The sequence below is a fragment of the Pseudorhodoplanes sp. genome (genome assembly GCA_032027085.1).
In the GTDB taxonomy this organism is placed as follows: domain Bacteria; phylum Pseudomonadota; class Alphaproteobacteria; order Rhizobiales; family Xanthobacteraceae; genus Pseudorhodoplanes.
Genome location: JAVSMS010000001.1, coordinates 4864926 through 4880248, shown reverse-complemented (window position 1 = coordinate 4880248; position 15323 = coordinate 4864926). Strand labels below are relative to the sequence as shown.

Here is a 15323-nt window from a genome sequence, read left to right as displayed (position 1 = left end):
CTCAGCCTCCCTGCCGCATGGAGACGATTTCGATTTCGTCGCCGCTGTTCAGCGCCGTTACTGCCCATTGCGCGCGCGGCACGACATCATAGTTCACCGCAATCACCACGTGATTGTTTTCATAATCCAGTTCGCCGAGCAGTGCGTTCAAAGAAGCGGCGGCGATCTCCCGCTTCTCGCCATTGACGGTTACGAGCATTGCGTCACCTCGTTGTAGTATGGTTGTTGTTGCGAGTGGCAGGCCGAAGCCGGCCTTCGGCAGACCAGGTGCCGGCAACGAGGGCGTCGAGGACGTTGACGTAAGCGCGTGAAGCGATATGCAGCATCCCTGTCCCTTCGCCGGCATGACCCGGATCAGGTTCAAAGGGTCACCGCATTATCTCGTGAATGAGACCGGCGGTTTCTCAGCCCTCTGCAGGGCTCCCCTCGGAACGGCCGTAATGTAAGCCAGTGTGTTTGTGTGTCAACGCGGCGACGCCATCAGTCGGGCAGGAACGCCATCTTCACCAGATCGCGATAAAGCAGGATCTGTCGCGGCAGAATACTCGGGTCCTGCAGCAGGCGGCCGAGGATCAGGCCGCCCTCGACATTCGACGCCGCCATGTCGGCCAAAGCCTCGAAATCCACCGGCTGCCGCGGCGGATAACGCTGCGCGATCAGCTCCAGCCGCTCGCGGAAGCGCTTGCGCCAGGCGAGCACGCTGGTCTTGTTCAGTTCGCGGATATCCTTGTTGAAGAGCTGGTCCTGATAGCAGAACGATGCGGCGAGACAGCCGGGATGCGCCGCCGGCAGATTGCCGAGCATTTCCGCGAACAGTTTCAGCCCGACCAGAAATCCGTGCAGCGGGTCATCGTGCAGTTCGTCGCCGCGGCGGAAGATATCGTTGAGTAATTGCGTGTCATGCGCGATGTAGCGCAGCATCAGGGCCTTGGCGAGCTCGCTCTTGTCCTTGAAGTGATAAAAGAAGCCGTTCTTGGTGATGCCGACCGCGGCGATCAGTTCCTCGATCGAGGTCGCGGCAAATCCCTTCGCCAATACAGCGGCTTCGGCGACCTCGAGGATTTTCTCGCGGGTGTCGGTTTTGCGCGTTTCGAGCATGCGCGACTGTACCACGAGTCCAGTTGACCGTAGAAACACGCCAAAATCCCGCCTTATTTCCGCAAATTCCGGCCTGTCCGCGCTGTTTTTCGGCTCTCCCGCGTGAACCTCGGGGCGCCTGCCATGCACCAACAGACCTCTAGGCGTAAGAGCGCGCATTTGCGAGATCGCGCCCCGTATTCACTGCAATTCACACTTGGGACCGGATTATCGATGATGGCCAAATATCGCAACAGCTTGCCGCAGCTCGCGGACAAGCTCTTTCTCACCGACAGCGGCTTCGAGACGACGCTGATGTTCCATGACGGGATCGATTTGCCGCATTTTGCGAGCTTCGACCTGATGAAGAGCGAGGACGGCGTCGCGCGCACCCGCGCCTATTACGAGCGCCATATTGCGATGGCCCAGAAGAATGGCCTCGGCTTTGTGCTGGAGAGCGCCACCTGGCGGGCGAGCCCGGACTGGGGCGCCAAGCTCGGCTATTCGCGCGACGCGCTGGCCGACGCCAACAGGCGCTGCATCGGGCTGATGGCGGATCTGCGCCGCGAGCACGAAACGCCGGGCACGCCGATGGTGATTTCCGGAAATATCGGCCCGCGCGGCGATGGCTACAAGATCGCCAACGCGATGACCGCGAAGGAGGCGCAGGACTATCACGGCTGGCAGATTGCGATCTTCCGCGACACCGTCGCCGACATGGTCTCAGCTTTCACGCTCAACTACGTGGAAGAGGCGATCGGTATCGCAAAGGCGGCAAACGCCGCCGGTATGCCGGTTGTGATCTCCTTCACACTGGAAACCGACGGCCGCCTGCCGACAGGACAAACGCTCAAAGAAGCGATCGAACAGGTTGACCGCGAGACCGGCGCCGCGCCGGCTTATTACATGATCAACTGCGCGCACCCGACGCATTTCGAGGGCGCGCTGCGCCGCAGGGAAGACTGGATCACGCGTCTGCGCGGCATTCGCGCCAATGCGTCGAAACGCAGCCACGCGGAACTCGATGCCGCGAGCGATCTCGATATCGGCGATCCGGTCGAACTCGGACGGCAATATCGCGATCTGCGCAGCCGCATGAAACACCTCACCGTGCTCGGCGGCTGCTGCGGCACCGACCATCGCCATGTCGAGCAGATCTGCATGGCCTGCGTGGAAGTCGCGGCGTAACGCGCAGATGCGCTGAACCGCAGGACGGCTGCTGTGTTATACTGCATGAAGTCTGACACAGCGGCTGGACCTCCGCATGCGGATCCTGCTTTCGGAAGGCTCTAGCACGTCGGCGCGTGAAGCCATCACCGCGCTCGCCATGGGCGGCCACGAGATCGAGGTCTGCGATCCCAATCCGTATTGCCTGGGCCGCTTTTCCCGATTCGTCGGTAAGTTTCACCGCTGCCCTGGCCTTCGCGATCGCCCGCTCGCCTATCTGTCCTTTGTTCAGGATTTGCTGTCCCGCCGCCGTTTCGACGTGCTGCTACCGGTTCACGAACAGGGCTATCTGTTCGCCGCGGCGCAGGAGCAGCTCGCCGCGCTGGTCCATGTCGCCCTGCCAAGCTTCGAGAGTTACCGGCATGCTCACAACAAGGCGGGATTCCATGCTCTGCTGAAAGAGCTCGACCTTCCGCAACCGCGCACGCAATTTGTCGCAAATGCCGGTCAATTGGCGGACATCTCTCGTTTTCCAAACGTCGTGAAAACCGCGATCGGAACCGCGAGCCGCGGCACCTGGCTGGTGAAATCCAGTGCGGATCTCGCCGCTGCATCAGCCGAATTGCAGTCAGCCGGCGGTTTTGACGGGACAGTGCTGGTGCAGGATTTCGTCAGCGGCGAGGTTGAGCATGCACAGGCCGTGTTCAGGCGCGGCGAACTGGTGGCGATGCATGCTTATCGACGGATTGTCGAAGGCATTGGCGGAGGCGATGCGATCAAGGACAGCGTGTCGCGCCCACTTGTTGAATCGCACATGCGCAGGATCGGGCAAAAGCTCGCCTGGCACGGCGCGCTGTCGATTGACTACGTTCTGACCGAAGCGGGACCCTTCTATATCGACTGCAATCCACGGCTCGTCGAACCGATGAGCGCCTGGCTGTGCGGTCTCGATCTCGCCGGGCTGCTGGTGCAGGTGTCCTGCGACGCAAAGATCGGGGAGGTGCCGCCGAGCCGGCCGGGCGTCCGCACGCATCTTGCGATGCTGGCGCTGCTTGGCGCGGCCGAACGCGGCGCATCACGGCGCGATATTCTGTCCGAATGCCGGCAATTGTGGTCGAGATGCGGCCCTTACATGAATAGCGAGGAGGAACTCACGCCCGTGAACCGGGACTGGCTGAGCGCCGTCCCGGCCGGGATGACGGCGCTGCTTTTGATCACAAATCCGGGATGGGCGGGCAGATTGGCCAAAAGAGGGTGGGGCAACCACTTGCTAACCCTTAAAGCCATGCGGATCATAGAAAGTGAAGTCGTGCCGAACCTATCGCCGTCCTGACAGTTTCACGTCGGCTATGCAAGCATGAGGTCCGGTTGTGCATCGATCACTGGTCACCGGCGGAAGCGGATTCATCGGCCAGCATCTTGTCGCTGCGCTTCTGCAGCGCGGCGACCATGTGCGTATTCTTGATCAGGCACCTCCGCGGCGCCTCAGACCGCGCTGCGATTTTGTTCGCGCTTCCATTACTGATCGGGATGCGGTTCCGCGCGCCATGGACGGCGTGGACGAGGTCTATCATCTCGCCGGCATTCCGCATCTGTGGACCGAAAACGTGGACGACTTCGATCGCGTCAACGGCTTTGGCACCGCGATCGTGCTGTCCGCCGCGCGTGAGAATGGAATCCGCCGTGTCGTGCATTGTTCGAGTGAAACCGTTCTGCTGTCCTCCCTGCGCTCGTCCGACGTGATCGACGAAAGCGTGATCGCAAGCGACGGCCATGCGTTGGGGCCCTATACGCATTCGAAATGCCTGGCCGAGCAGGCAGCGGCGGAGGCGGCGACGGCTGGCCTCCATGTGGTGATCGTCAACCCTACATTGCCGGTCGGCGCCAATGATTTCGGCTTCACGCCGCCGGCCGCGATGCTTGCGCATTTCGTCTCGCAGAGATTTCACATCTATCTCGACAGCATGTTGAATGTCGTCGATGTTCGCGACGTGGCCGCCGGAATGATCCTCGCCGCGCAGAGGGGGCGCAGTGGCGAGCGTTACATTCTGGGCGGCGAGAACATGTCGCTCGGACAGATCCTGTCGGCCCTTGACGAGATCACCGGGCGTGAGCGGATCAAGATGAGCATTCCCGGCGCCGTCGCGCTCGGCGTGTCGGCGCTCGCGGAATCCTTTGCATCCTGGCTGTCGCATCGCCGGCCGATTGCGACCGTCGAAGGCGTGCGGCTGGCGCTGCGATCGGCGCGGCTCGACGACAGCAAGGCGCGGCGCGAACTGGGCTATGCGCCGCGTCCGGTCCGGCAAGCGCTGGCGGAATTCGTGGCGTGGCTTGCGGCGGCGAAAGAGCGGCCTTCTCCGGCGACGGCGCGGTCGTTGCCGATCCGCTGAAGGCGAAGCAAGCCTTACGATAAGAGCGTGTTGCTTCAATTGAATCGTCATGCCCGCGCAGCCTGGTCCGCACGAAGCGCGGCCCGCGTGTAAACGTGTCGCGGGCATTGACCTCTTCAAACGGAGCAAGATCAAAGATGCGGATGGCCGGGACAGGCCGGCCATGACGCATGATAATTTTATCCGAATGATTTGCGCCCTACGGCAGCCTGCTCACCGCGACGCGCACATTGCCGTCGGCTTCGGCGATGACCCGCAGCATCTTCGAGTCAAACTCGATGCCGACGAGGCGCAAGCCCGTGACGGCGGCGTCCACGCTCACGCCGTCCTGCTGCTTGCGGAAATCGGTGATGGCCGCTTCGATGCTCTTGCGTGCCGAGGCTGCAAAGGGTTTCAAATCCACCACGGCATTCTTTGCCAGCGCCGCCTCCATATAGGGAACGGCGGCTTTCGCGGCGGCGCCGAGCAGGCCGAAGGCCGCTTCCGATTCGACCGCGAGTGAAATGTCGGTCAGCCGCAGTATCTGCTCGGCCTTGTCGAGCATTGGCCGGCCCCAGACATGGATCGTGGCTTCGGTGCCGAAGCCGAACCAGCTCTTGCGCTCGGTGGCCTTGACGCGCAACGAAATCAGCAGGCGCTCGCCGGCTGCGGCCACGGAGGCGCGCAACACGGTCACCTGGACCGGGCCGGAGCCGTCTTCGGGAAATGATCTATTCTTCAGTTGCGGCTCGAGAACGCGGTTCAGCTCGGTGAACGGCACGTCGATCGGCAGGCCGATGCTGACGCGCCCCCGGTCCATCTGCGGCACCAGATCGAGCTTGGCCGGGAACGGGCAGCTCGGCTTTGTTTCCTCTGCGACGATGCGGGTCTGCGCCTGCACGCCGAGCGTCAACGTCACGGCGTTCGCGTCGGTGCGCGGCTGCGCGGCAAAGGCGCGCGTCGGGCGCAATTCCAGCCACAGATTCGGCAAGCCGGCGCCGGCCGCGCCGAGGGAAATCGAGCGGCACATCTTCGCCCATTCGCGGCGCGCCGCCTGTTCGAGGAAGGGGTCGTTGCGCAGCCGCGCCTGCAGCGCCGACATTTGCTCGGCCACCGCCTTGTCGAGCAGCGGGCGCACTTCGTTCGAAGCGCTCAGCTTCAAACCGGCAACCGACAGATTGGCTTCGGCGATCGATACCTGTGCGCTGAGATTGGGCTCCAGCCGCCAGTCGGTGGTGATCGCCGGCCGCGACAGCACCGCGACGTTGCCGCGGATGTCAGCGCGCTGGTCGAGCGTCTTGCCGGTGAATTTCTGGATGCCGGAACCGAGGTTGTTGTTGACGAGACCCGCCAGCGCGCCGGTGATATTGCCGGCCTGATCCGCAATCTGCCCGGTGACACGCAGGGAGCCGTTCAACGTCGTCGCGATGGTCACGCCGTCGCTGCGGCCGCTAATGGCGAGCGGCGAGCGCGTCACCGTCCAGCCGATTTCGGCTTTCGACAGCAATTTGCTGATCGGATTGTCAGGCCGGCCGGAGAAGTCGCGCGGTGCGGCGCGCTCCAATGTGTCACGGATGGCGGTGAGCGCAATGGCGGCCGGTGTGATGATGGTGGATGTGCGCGTGGCAGCAGGCAGCGGCGGCAATTGCGCCAGCACCGGGGGCGCATCGGACGCGCCCGGCGAAAGCTTCTCCATCACCCACAGGGTGCCGAAGAAGAACACAAGCACGACCGCAACGCCGCCAAGCAGGGTCGCGCCTGGAATTGTCCGGGACATCCCCCGCATTGCGTCCCCTTCGCCCTGCCAAAATGAATCGGCGGGGGCAGAGTTTAATGCGGGGCGTCGGCGCAGGCTAGGGCGCCGGCATGGCAGATTGCCGCGCCGAAATTCCGTGCGGCCTTAGAGCCGCCCGGCCATGTGGCGGTTGTCGGGCAGCACAACCACCCGGGTGCCGACCTTGGCGCGCTCATAGAGATCGATCACATCCTCGTTAAGCATGCGGATGCAGCCCGACGAGACGCGCTGTCCGATGCTGGACGGCACATTGGTGCCGTGGATGCGATAAATGGTGCCGCCGATATAGAGTGCGCGCGCGCCCAGCGGATTATGCGGGCCGCCGGCAACAAAGCGCGGCAGATAGGGCTGGCGTGCGATCATGTCCGCTGGCGGCACCCAGTCCGGCCATTCCGCCTTGCGCTCGACCGACTTCACGCCCGACCAGCGGAAACCGTCGCGACCGACGCCGATGCCGTAGCGCATCGCTCGGCCGTTGCCGAGCACGTAATAGAGATAGGTGTTGGGCGTATCGACGATGATGGTGCCGGCCGGCTCCTTCCCGGAATAGCTGACAATCTGGCGGCGCAGATGCGCGGGGATATCTGTGTCGGCCTGCGGCGTCGCAGCGATCGGCTCGCGCGCAACCTCCGGCTGGATCTGAGGTTGAGTTTGAAGCGGCGGCTGGGTGAAAAGCGGCGGAAATAGCAGAAAGCGTCCGGGCTCGTTGTAAGCCAGCGTTTGGGCGCCGGCTGCGCTGCAGGTCAGGATCGTCGCTGCAAAAAACACACTTCCCAGGCACGCGCGGCGCTTGCTCGCCATGACACACTCCCGAAGGCCAGACCGTCCACCTGTTCTGCAGAAGACAAGTGAAGGAAGGCGTTTCGGTTCCGGGAGATTTTGGGGATACCTCGAAAGGACTAGGTTTACCTTACAGCGTTCTCTTACATTTCAGTAGAATTCGGCGGTTTCAGCCTTTGCGCCCCATGCGGTGCAATTTGAGCATTGCGTAAACCGCTTCATTGGCCGGCGTCGGCACGCCCAATTCGCGCCCGAACGCCACCACCTTGCCGGCCAGCCAGTCGAGTTCGAGCCGGTTGCCGGCTTCCAGATCGTTGAGCTGCGAGGCTTTTGTCGTCGGGGACGCAGCAGCCGCAAAGGCCATCTGGCTGTCGATGAAATCATTGGCGATGGCGACCCCCTTCGCACGCGCGACCGCCTGCACCTCTTCCATCACTTTTCGGAAAAAGGCACGCGTGTCAGGGTCGGCCATGACCGGGCCAAGCGGCATGCGGGTCGACGCCGTGACGCCTGATGTGCCCGCGAGAAAAATGAATTTCTGCCAGCGTTCGCGTTCAATGTCGTCGGAGAGGATGGCCTCGATGCCCGCCGCTTGTGCGGCGGCGACAAAGGCTTGCAATTTCGGGTCGCTGCGGCGATCCGAAAATCCGCAGGTGAATTTTGCAAACTTGCTGGTCTGGCGGATCACGCCAGGCTCGGGCATTACGGTGACGACATGCGTCGTACCGCCGACAACATGATCGGCGCCGAGAATAGGTGTGAGGCGCTCCACACTGTCGACGCCGTTCTGCAATGTAATGACGAGTGTATCGGGACCAACCAGCGGCTTCGTCTGTTCACCCGCAGCCTCGGTGTCCCACAGCTTCACTGCGAACATCACGATATCGACTGAGCCGACGCTGGCTGGATCGTCGGTCGTCTTCGCATTCTTCAGATGCAGGTCGCCCAGCACGCTTTCGATCTTCAGCCCGCTCCTGCGGATGGCGTCGAGATGCTTGCCGCGCGCGATGAAAACAACATCGTGGCCGGCATCGGCCAGCCGCGCGCCAAAATAGCCGCCGACCGCACCCGCGGCCATGATCGCAATGCGCATGATGTCAGACTCCGTTTTCGGATTGCGGTCTGTGCCAGGCCACGCTGGCCTCGGGGACAGCATCCGTCGATGCAAAATAGGGTTTGATGTCGATCAGCGGCGTGTTGTCGAGGCAATCGACGCCGACGACAGAGAGGGTCGTTCCCTCGATTTTCAGAAGCCGCACCACGCTAAGCGCCACCGGATTCGGCCGCACCGGCGAACGCAGCGCGAAGGTGCCGCGCGGCTCGCTGACATGCTTTGGCATCTGCTGCACCAGATCGCGGCGCGCTTCGCTCATCCAGTAGAGAAGGATCAGATGCGAACAGCCGGCGACGTCCTTCAGGGCAGCCTGGTAGCGGGGGTCCACCTCCACGACGCAGACGTCGCCCCGCTCGCGCGCCTCGCGGGCATTGTGCGGGCAGTCCTGCCGGCGGGTCCATGGCGTGCGGATGCGGCCGATGAAATAGAGCTGGGCGTCGAAGTGGCCAGGCAGGGGGATCGCCATCTCGCCGTCCCGGATGCTGGCGCCGGGGTCGTTTAGAGCTTTTTCTGTCATGGCGAGACCCTAGCCTCTAGCGCGCGATCAGCAAAAGTGGATAGCAATTTTGCGTCCCATCGCGCGCTAACTTGTTGACATGGCGCATGATCTTTACGGCGAAGTGATTTCACTTCGCCGGATAATGCGCTGTTCGGCCGGAGAAACCGCTTTGAAACCCTGACTGGCAAGGGGTCTTCTGTCGCCCAATGAATGGGCTTGCGCCCACCAAATTAAGGTATAAAGATATCCTTATATGGTGGATCGAATGGTGGCGAACCTGTCTTTTGAGGCCATGCACAGCGCGCTCAAGGCGAGCGCCGAGGGCACGCGCCTGCGGATCCTTGCGCTGCTGGCCGAGACCGAGCTCACGGTCTCCGACCTGACCGAAATCCTGCGTCAGTCGCAGCCGCGCATCTCCCGCCATCTGAAGCTGCTGGCAGAAGCCGGGCTGATCGAACGCCATCGCGAGGGCGCCTGGGCCTTCTTCCGCATGGCCGACCGCGGCGAGAATGCGCAGCTCGGCCGGTTGCTGGTGGAGCGGCTCGATGCCGACGACCCGACGCTGTCCCGCGACCGCGAGCGGCTGGCCGCCGTGCGCGAGCAGCGCGCCAAGCAGGCGCAGGATTACTTCCGCTCGCATGCCGCGGAGTGGGACCGCATCCGCAAATTGCACACCGCCGATTCCGCCGTGGAGGACGCCATCATCATGGCGCTTTCCGACAAGCCGTTCCGGGCGCTTCTCGATCTCGGCACCGGCACCGGACGCATGCTGGAATTGTTCGGTCCGCAGATCGAGCGCGGCCTTGGCATCGATCTGTCGCCGGCCATGCTGTCGATCGCGCGCGCGCGACTCGAGCGCGCCGGCTTGAAACATTGCAGCGTGCGGCAGGGCGACATCTACAATCTGCCGCTGGCGCGTGAATCCTTCGACGTCGTGATCATCCATCAGGTGCTGCATTATCTCGATGACGGCGGGCGCGCCGTGCGCGAAGCTGCGCGTGTGCTCGAACCCGGTGGGCGGCTGCTGGTGGTGGATTTCGCGCCGCATGATCTGGAATTCCTGCGCGAAGAGCACGCGCATCGCCGCCTCGGTTTCCCGCCGGAAACGGTGTCGCAATGGCTGGAAGCGGCGGGTCTGGACGTCACGATGCAACGAAGCATCGCGCCGGAGCTCGGCTCCGAAGGCAAGATCGCGGTCTCGCTCTGGCTCGCGCATGATCCGCGCCTTCGCATCGCCGGCCGCAGCCGGGAGGTGGCCTGATGACCGAATCCGCAACGCGCGCCAGCCGCCTGCTGCAGAACGGACTGGCCAGCCGGATCCGCGTATCGTTCGAATTCTTTCCGCCCAAGACGGAAGAGATGGAGGCGACCCTCTGGGAATCCATCAGCCGGCTCGCGCCGCTCACGCCGCATTTTGTGTCGGTAACCTACGGCGCCGGCGGTTCGACCCGCGAGCGCACGCATGCAACCGTCAAGCGTATGCTCAATGAAACCGCGCTGACGCCGGCCGCGCATCTCACCTGCGTCGAGGCGACGCGCGACGAGGTGAACGAGGTGATCCGGAATTATGCCGCCGCCGGCGTGCGTCACATCGTGGCCTTGCGCGGCGATCCGACCACGGGCGCCGGCACGCGCTATACCCCGCATCCGGGCGGCTATGTGAATGCGGCCGATCTTGTCGCGGGCATCAAGCGCGTCGCTGATTTTGAAATCTCGGTTGCCTCCTATCCGGAGAAACACCCGGACAGCCCCACCGTCGCAGCCGACATCGACATGCTGAAGGCGAAGGTTGATGCCGGCGCGACGCGCGCCATCACGCAATTCTTCTTCGAGAACGATCTCTATTTCCGCTATCTCGACCGCGTCCGCGCGCGCGGCATCGATGTGCCGGTCGTTCCCGGCATTCTGCCCGTGCAGAACTTCAAGCAGGCGAAGAGTTTCGCCGAGCGGACCGGCGCCTCCGTTCCGTCCTGGCTGGCAGAGCGTTTCGATGGGCTCGATGACGATGTCGCCACCCGCAAGCTCGTCGCCGCCGCCGTCGCCGCCGAGCAGGTGATGGATCTCGTCGATCGCGGCGTCACCGATTTCCACTTCTACACCATGAACCGCGCCGATCTCGTCTACGCGATCTGCCATCTGCTCGGCCTGCGGCCGGAAACGAGGGCAGCGGCGTGAACAATATCATCCGTTATTCCGGGCGAGCCGCTGAAGGCGGCGAAACCCCGAATCCAGAACCATCACGGCACGCTTCGTTGTGTCTCTTGATTCCGGGTTCGCGTGCTTCGCACGCGCCCCGGAATGACCAGCACGAGTGACAGACTGCATGCATTCTTCCGTTGGCGTATCCCCCGTCGAACTCGAGCTCCGCGATCTGGCACGCGAGCGCATCCTGCTGCTCGACGGCGGCATGGGCACCATGTTGCAGGCGCTGAAGCTCGACGAGCAGGGCTTTCGCGGATCGCGCTTCAAGGACTGGCCGCGCGATCTGCGCGGCAACAACGATCTGCTGGCGCTGACACGGCCGGATGCGGTGCGCGATATCCACCTGCAATATTTCCGCGCCGGCGCCGATATCGTCTCCACCAACACCTTCTCCTCGACGGTCATCGCGCAAGCCGACTACGGCATGGAAGAGCTGGTATCCGAACTCAATCGCGATGCCGCGCGCCTTGTGCGCGAGGCGGCGGTGATTGCGGAGAAGGAGGACGGGAAAAAGCGTTACGCCGCGGGCGCAATGGGACCGACAAACCGCACCGCGTCGATCTCGCCCGACGTCAACAATCCCGGCTTCCGCGCCGTCAGCTTCGACGAATTGAAGGCCGCCTATGCGGAGCAGGCTGCGGCCTTGATCGAGGGCGGCGTCGACATCCTGCTGGTTGAGACCATTTTCGACACGTTGAACGCCAAAGCGGCGCTCTGCGCGATTGCCGAACTGGAAGATCAACTCGGCCGCTCCATACCGGTGATGATCTCCGGCACCATCACCGACCTGTCGGGCCGCACGCTCTCCGGCCAGACGCCGGAGGCCTTCTGGAATTCGGTGCGGCATGCCGCGCCGTTCTCGATCGGCCTGAACTGCGCGCTCGGCGCCAAGGAAATGCGCGCGCATATGGACGACATCGCGCAGATCGCCGATACGCTCACCTGCGCTTATCCCAATGCCGGCCTGCCGAATGAATTCGGGCTGTATGATGAAAGCCCGGAACACATGGCCGGATTGCTCAGCGAATTCGCCTCGTCGGGTCTTGTGAATATCGTCGGCGGCTGCTGCGGCACCACACCCGCGCACATGAAGGCCATCGCGGCGGCGGTGTCGCAGGCGAGGCCCCGCAAGATTCCACAAATCCCGGTACGGCTGCGGCTGTCCGGCCTTGAGCCATTCACGCTGACGCCGGAAATCCCCTTCGTGAATGTCGGCGAGCGCACCAATGTCACGGGATCGGCAAAATTCCGCAAGCTGATCACGGCGGGCGATTATCCGGCCGCACTCGCGGTCGCGCGCGATCAAGTTGAGAACGGCGCCCAGGTGATCGACGTCAACATGGACGAGGGTCTGCTCGATTCCGAGAAGGCGATGGTGACTTTCCTCAATCTGATCGCGGCGGAACCCGACATTGCGCGCGTGCCGGTGATGATCGATTCATCGAAATTTTCGGTGATCGAGGCCGGGCTGAAATGCGTGCAGGGCAAGGCGATCGTCAATTCGATCTCCATGAAAGAGGGTGTCGATACGTTCATCCACCACGCCAAAGTCGTGCGCCGTTATGGTGCGGCGGTGGTGGTCATGGCGTTTGATGAAAAGGGCCAGGCCGACACCGTTGAACGCAAGATGGAGATCTGCAAACGGGCCTACGACATCCTGGTCAACGAGGTCGGCTTTCCGCCGGAAGACATCATCTTCGATCCCAACATCTTCGCCATTGCGACCGGGATCGAGGAGCATAACGGCTACGGCATCGCCTTCATCGAGGCGACGCGCTGGATCCGGCAGAACCTGCCGCATGCGCATATTTCCGGCGGCGTATCGAACCTGTCGTTCTCGTTCCGTGGCAACGAGCCGGTGCGCGAGGCGATGCATTCGGTATTCCTGTATCACGCCATTCATGCCGGCATGGACATGGGCATCGTCAATGCCGGCCAGATGGCGGTCTATGACGATCTCGATCCGGAATTGCGCGATGCCTGCGAGGACGTGGTGCTCAATCGCCGTGAGGACGCGGCCGAGCGCCTGCTCGACATTGCAAAACGCTTCCAGGGCCAGACCCGCGAAAAGACCGCGGCCGATCTCGCGTGGCGGGAATGGCCGGTGGAGAAGCGCCTGTCGCATGCGCTGGTGCATGGCATCACCGATTTTATCACCGAGGACACAGAGGCGGCGCGGCTGAAGGCCAAGCGCCCGCTCGACGTGATCGAAGGCCCGTTGATGGACGGCATGAATATCGTCGGCGACCTGTTCGGTTCGGGCAAGATGTTCCTGCCGCAAGTGGTTAAGTCGGCGCGGGTGATGAAGCAGGCCGTGGCCTATCTCATGCCCTTCATGGAGGAGGAAAAGGCGGCGAACGACAAGGGCCAGAGCAATTCCAACGGCAAGGTGCTGCTGGCAACCGTCAAGGGCGACGTGCACGACATCGGCAAGAACATCGTCGGGGTCGTGCTCCAGTGCAACAATTACGAGGTCATCGACCTCGGCGTGATGGTGCCGGCGGCGAAGATTCTGGAAACCGCGCGCGCCGAGGAGGTCGATATCATTGGCCTGTCCGGGCTGATCACGCCCTCGCTCGACGAGATGTGCCATGTCGCGGCGGAGATGGAGCGGCAGAATTTCGATCTGCCGCTCTTGATCGGCGGCGCCACCACCAGCCGCGTGCACACCGCGGTCAAGATTCATCCGAACTACAATAGCGGCCAGACGGTCTATGTGAACGATGCCAGTCGCGCGGTCGGCGTCACCGCCTCGCTGATGTCGAAGGATAATCGGCCGGCCTATGTCGCCAATGTTCGCGAGGAATATGCGCAGATTGCTGCTGCGCATGCCCGCGGCCAGGAAGACAAGAAGCGGTTGTCGATCGCCGATGCACGTGCCAACAGCCTCAAGTTCGACTGGTCAGGCTATGTGCCGCCGAAACCGTCTTTCCTCGGCACGCGCGTGATCGAGAATTTCCCGCTCACGCAGCTTGTCGATTACATCGACTGGACGCCGTTCTTCTCGACCTGGGAGCTGACCGGGAAATATCCCGACATTCTCAATGACGAAAAATTCGGGGAAGCGGCGCGATCTCTCTACAAGGATGCACAGGAGCTTCTGAAGCGCATCACCGGCGAAGGCTGGTTCAAGGCCGCCGCCGCGGTCGGCTTCTGGCCGGCGAATACCGAGGGCGACGACATCCTTGTGTTCGACGACGCACGCAAGACAAAGATCGCGACGCTGCATGGATTGCGCCAGCAACTGACGCGCCGCGAAGGTCGCGCCAATGTTGCGATCTCCGATTTCGTCGCGCCGCGTGCGAGCGGGCTTGAGGATTATGTCGGCGCCTTTGTTGTCACCGCCGGCATCGGCGAGGATGACGTCGCCGACCGCTACAAGAAAGCCAATGACGACTATTCGTCGATCATGATCAAGGCGCTGGCCGACCGGCTGGCGGAAGCTTTTGCCGAATGTCTGCACGAGAAAGTGCGCAAGGAATTCTGGAGCTTCGCGCCGGACGAGAAGCTCACCAAGGCCGAGCTGATTGGGGAAAAGTACCAAGGCATCCGGCCGGCGCCGGGCTATCCGGCGCAACCCGATCACACCGAGAAGGACACGCTGTTCCGTCTGATCGAGGGCGAGCGCATCGGAGTGAAGCTGACCGAGAGCTTCGCCATGTGGCCGGGCGCCTCTGTCTGCGGGCTCTATTTCAGCCACCCGGAGAGCCATTATTTCGGCGTTGGCAAGATTGAGCGCGACCAGGTCGAGGATTATGCCCGCCGCAAGGGCTGGACGGTGGAAGAGGCGGAGAAATGGCTGGCGCCGATCCTCAACTACAGTCCGGCAAGCCTAGGCAAGACGCGCGCGGCGGCCTGACTTTCAGAGTCTGAAAACGCAAGAGAGAGCCCCAAAAAGCAAGACACCGGAGATGCCCCGCTCCGGTGTCCGCTGAAACTTTGAGCCGCTTCAGTGCGGCCTGGTCTTATGGCTTGTCCTGCAGTCTCGAAATCAAAACGCTCCAAGCAGGACTGCGCCAACGAATGCAAAGACGGCGCAGACAGCCAGGACATTCAGTTTCAAGGCTAGGTGCATAAGGCCTCCCTTGTGTTGAGATGAATGCCAGCTTAACAGATGCGGTGGCTGGCTCGAAGCCCACAACGCGGCATCTGCCCAAAAGTGTCCAAGCGGATCGCGAAATCGTCACCTTTTTGCTACTAAGAACCTGATATTTCTACATAAAATATTTTCCACACCAGTCATGGGGCGCTGCGGGAAGCCATTGATTTCCTTGGCATAGGTAAATGGCATGAGAACAATTCTGGGTTGAATTGTCGCAC

At 62.5% G+C, this 15323-nt stretch carries 12 protein-coding genes and 1 riboswitch; of the genes, 6 read left to right on the top strand and 6 right to left on the bottom strand.

What is annotated here, in order from left to right; genetic code table 11:
* Position 1 precedes the first annotated feature (1 nt).
* Together thiS and RO009_23965 are read right to left on the bottom strand one after the other, a co-directional pair.
* Positions 2–199, bottom strand: a complete 198-nt coding sequence (gene thiS, locus RO009_23970) for a sulfur carrier protein ThiS (GenBank protein MDT3688088.1) — start codon at positions 197–199, stop codon at positions 2–4.
* A 114-nt stretch (positions 200–313) separates the two neighbouring features.
* Positions 314–437, bottom strand: a riboswitch (TPP riboswitch).
* A gap of 43 nt (positions 438–480) precedes the next feature.
* The gene (locus RO009_23965; protein ID MDT3688087.1) at positions 481–1098 is read right to left on the bottom strand and encodes a TetR/AcrR family transcriptional regulator; all 618 of its coding nucleotides are present in this window, start codon (positions 1096–1098) and stop codon (positions 481–483) included.
* Positions 1099–1314: 216 nt separating this feature from the next.
* Between RO009_23965 and RO009_23960 the strand changes: the two genes are divergently transcribed.
* From RO009_23960 to RO009_23950, 3 genes are all read left to right on the top strand, one after another.
* Complete coding sequence (locus RO009_23960; protein ID MDT3688086.1) at positions 1315–2265, top strand: homocysteine S-methyltransferase family protein; 951 nt, start codon at positions 1315–1317, stop codon at positions 2263–2265.
* Between the two features lie 76 nt (positions 2266–2341).
* A complete protein-coding gene (locus RO009_23955) occupies positions 2342–3577 on the top strand; it encodes an ATP-grasp domain-containing protein (GenBank protein MDT3688085.1) in 1236 nt (411 codons plus the stop codon).
* Between the two features lie 37 nt (positions 3578–3614).
* The gene (locus tag RO009_23950; protein MDT3688084.1) at positions 3615–4634 is read left to right on the top strand and encodes an NAD-dependent epimerase/dehydratase family protein; all 1020 of its coding nucleotides are present in this window, start codon (positions 3615–3617) and stop codon (positions 4632–4634) included.
* A gap of 199 nt (positions 4635–4833) precedes the next feature.
* Here the strand turns inward: RO009_23950 and RO009_23945 are convergent, their stop codons facing one another.
* The 4 genes from RO009_23945 to tsaA all read right to left on the bottom strand — a co-directional run bounded on the left by RO009_23945 (position 4834) and on the right by tsaA (position 8819).
* The gene (locus RO009_23945; protein ID MDT3688083.1) at positions 4834–6390 is read right to left on the bottom strand and encodes a DUF4403 family protein; all 1557 of its coding nucleotides are present in this window, start codon (positions 6388–6390) and stop codon (positions 4834–4836) included.
* 123 nt (positions 6391–6513) lie between these two features.
* Complete coding sequence (locus RO009_23940; GenBank protein ID MDT3688082.1) at positions 6514–7209, bottom strand: L,D-transpeptidase; 696 nt, start codon at positions 7207–7209, stop codon at positions 6514–6516.
* 148 nt (positions 7210–7357) lie between these two features.
* Complete coding sequence (locus tag RO009_23935; protein ID MDT3688081.1) at positions 7358–8281, bottom strand: ketopantoate reductase family protein; 924 nt, start codon at positions 8279–8281, stop codon at positions 7358–7360.
* 4 nt (positions 8282–8285) lie between these two features.
* The gene (gene tsaA, locus RO009_23930) at positions 8286–8819 is read right to left on the bottom strand and encodes a tRNA (N6-threonylcarbamoyladenosine(37)-N6)-methyltransferase TrmO (protein MDT3688080.1); all 534 of its coding nucleotides are present in this window, start codon (positions 8817–8819) and stop codon (positions 8286–8288) included.
* A 247-nt stretch (positions 8820–9066) separates the two neighbouring features.
* Between tsaA and RO009_23925 the strand changes: the two genes are divergently transcribed.
* The 3 genes from RO009_23925 (at position 9067) to metH (ending at position 14862) form a co-directional block, all read left to right on the top strand.
* Entirely contained in the window at positions 9067–10062 is a 996-nt protein-coding gene (locus tag RO009_23925) for a metalloregulator ArsR/SmtB family transcription factor (protein MDT3688079.1), read from the top strand.
* Positions 10062–10976 (top strand): methylenetetrahydrofolate reductase [NAD(P)H], encoded by a 915-nt coding sequence (gene metF / locus RO009_23920; GenBank protein ID MDT3688078.1) that lies wholly within the window; start codon positions 10062–10064, stop codon positions 10974–10976. Before RO009_23925 ends, metF begins: the two co-directional genes overlap by 1 nt.
* A gap of 148 nt (positions 10977–11124) precedes the next feature.
* Positions 11125–14862 (top strand): methionine synthase, encoded by a 3738-nt coding sequence (gene metH / locus RO009_23915; protein ID MDT3688077.1) that lies wholly within the window; start codon positions 11125–11127, stop codon positions 14860–14862.
* Positions 14863–15323: the final 461 nt, after the last annotated feature.

Coding starts and splice junctions, on each gene's coding strand:
- thiS (MDT3688088.1), bottom strand. CDS start 199: ATGCTCGTAACCGTCAATGGCGAGAAGCGGGAGATCGCCGCCGCTTCT.
- RO009_23965 (MDT3688087.1), bottom strand. CDS start 1,098: ATGCTCGAAACGCGCAAAACCGACACCCGCGAGAAAATCCTCGAGGTC.
- RO009_23960 (MDT3688086.1), top strand. CDS start 1,315: ATGGCCAAATATCGCAACAGCTTGCCGCAGCTCGCGGACAAGCTCTTT.
- RO009_23955 (MDT3688085.1), top strand. CDS start 2,342: ATGCGGATCCTGCTTTCGGAAGGCTCTAGCACGTCGGCGCGTGAAGCC.
- RO009_23945 (MDT3688083.1), bottom strand. CDS start 6,390: ATGTCCCGGACAATTCCAGGCGCGACCCTGCTTGGCGGCGTTGCGGTC.
- RO009_23940 (MDT3688082.1), bottom strand. CDS start 7,209: ATGGCGAGCAAGCGCCGCGCGTGCCTGGGAAGTGTGTTTTTTGCAGCG.
- RO009_23935 (MDT3688081.1), bottom strand. CDS start 8,281: ATGCGCATTGCGATCATGGCCGCGGGTGCGGTCGGCGGCTATTTTGGC.
- tsaA (MDT3688080.1), bottom strand. CDS start 8,819: ATGACAGAAAAAGCTCTAAACGACCCCGGCGCCAGCATCCGGGACGGC.
- RO009_23925 (MDT3688079.1), top strand. CDS start 9,067: ATGGTGGCGAACCTGTCTTTTGAGGCCATGCACAGCGCGCTCAAGGCG.
- metF (MDT3688078.1), top strand. CDS start 10,062: ATGACCGAATCCGCAACGCGCGCCAGCCGCCTGCTGCAGAACGGACTG.
- metH (MDT3688077.1), top strand. CDS start 11,125: ATGCATTCTTCCGTTGGCGTATCCCCCGTCGAACTCGAGCTCCGCGAT.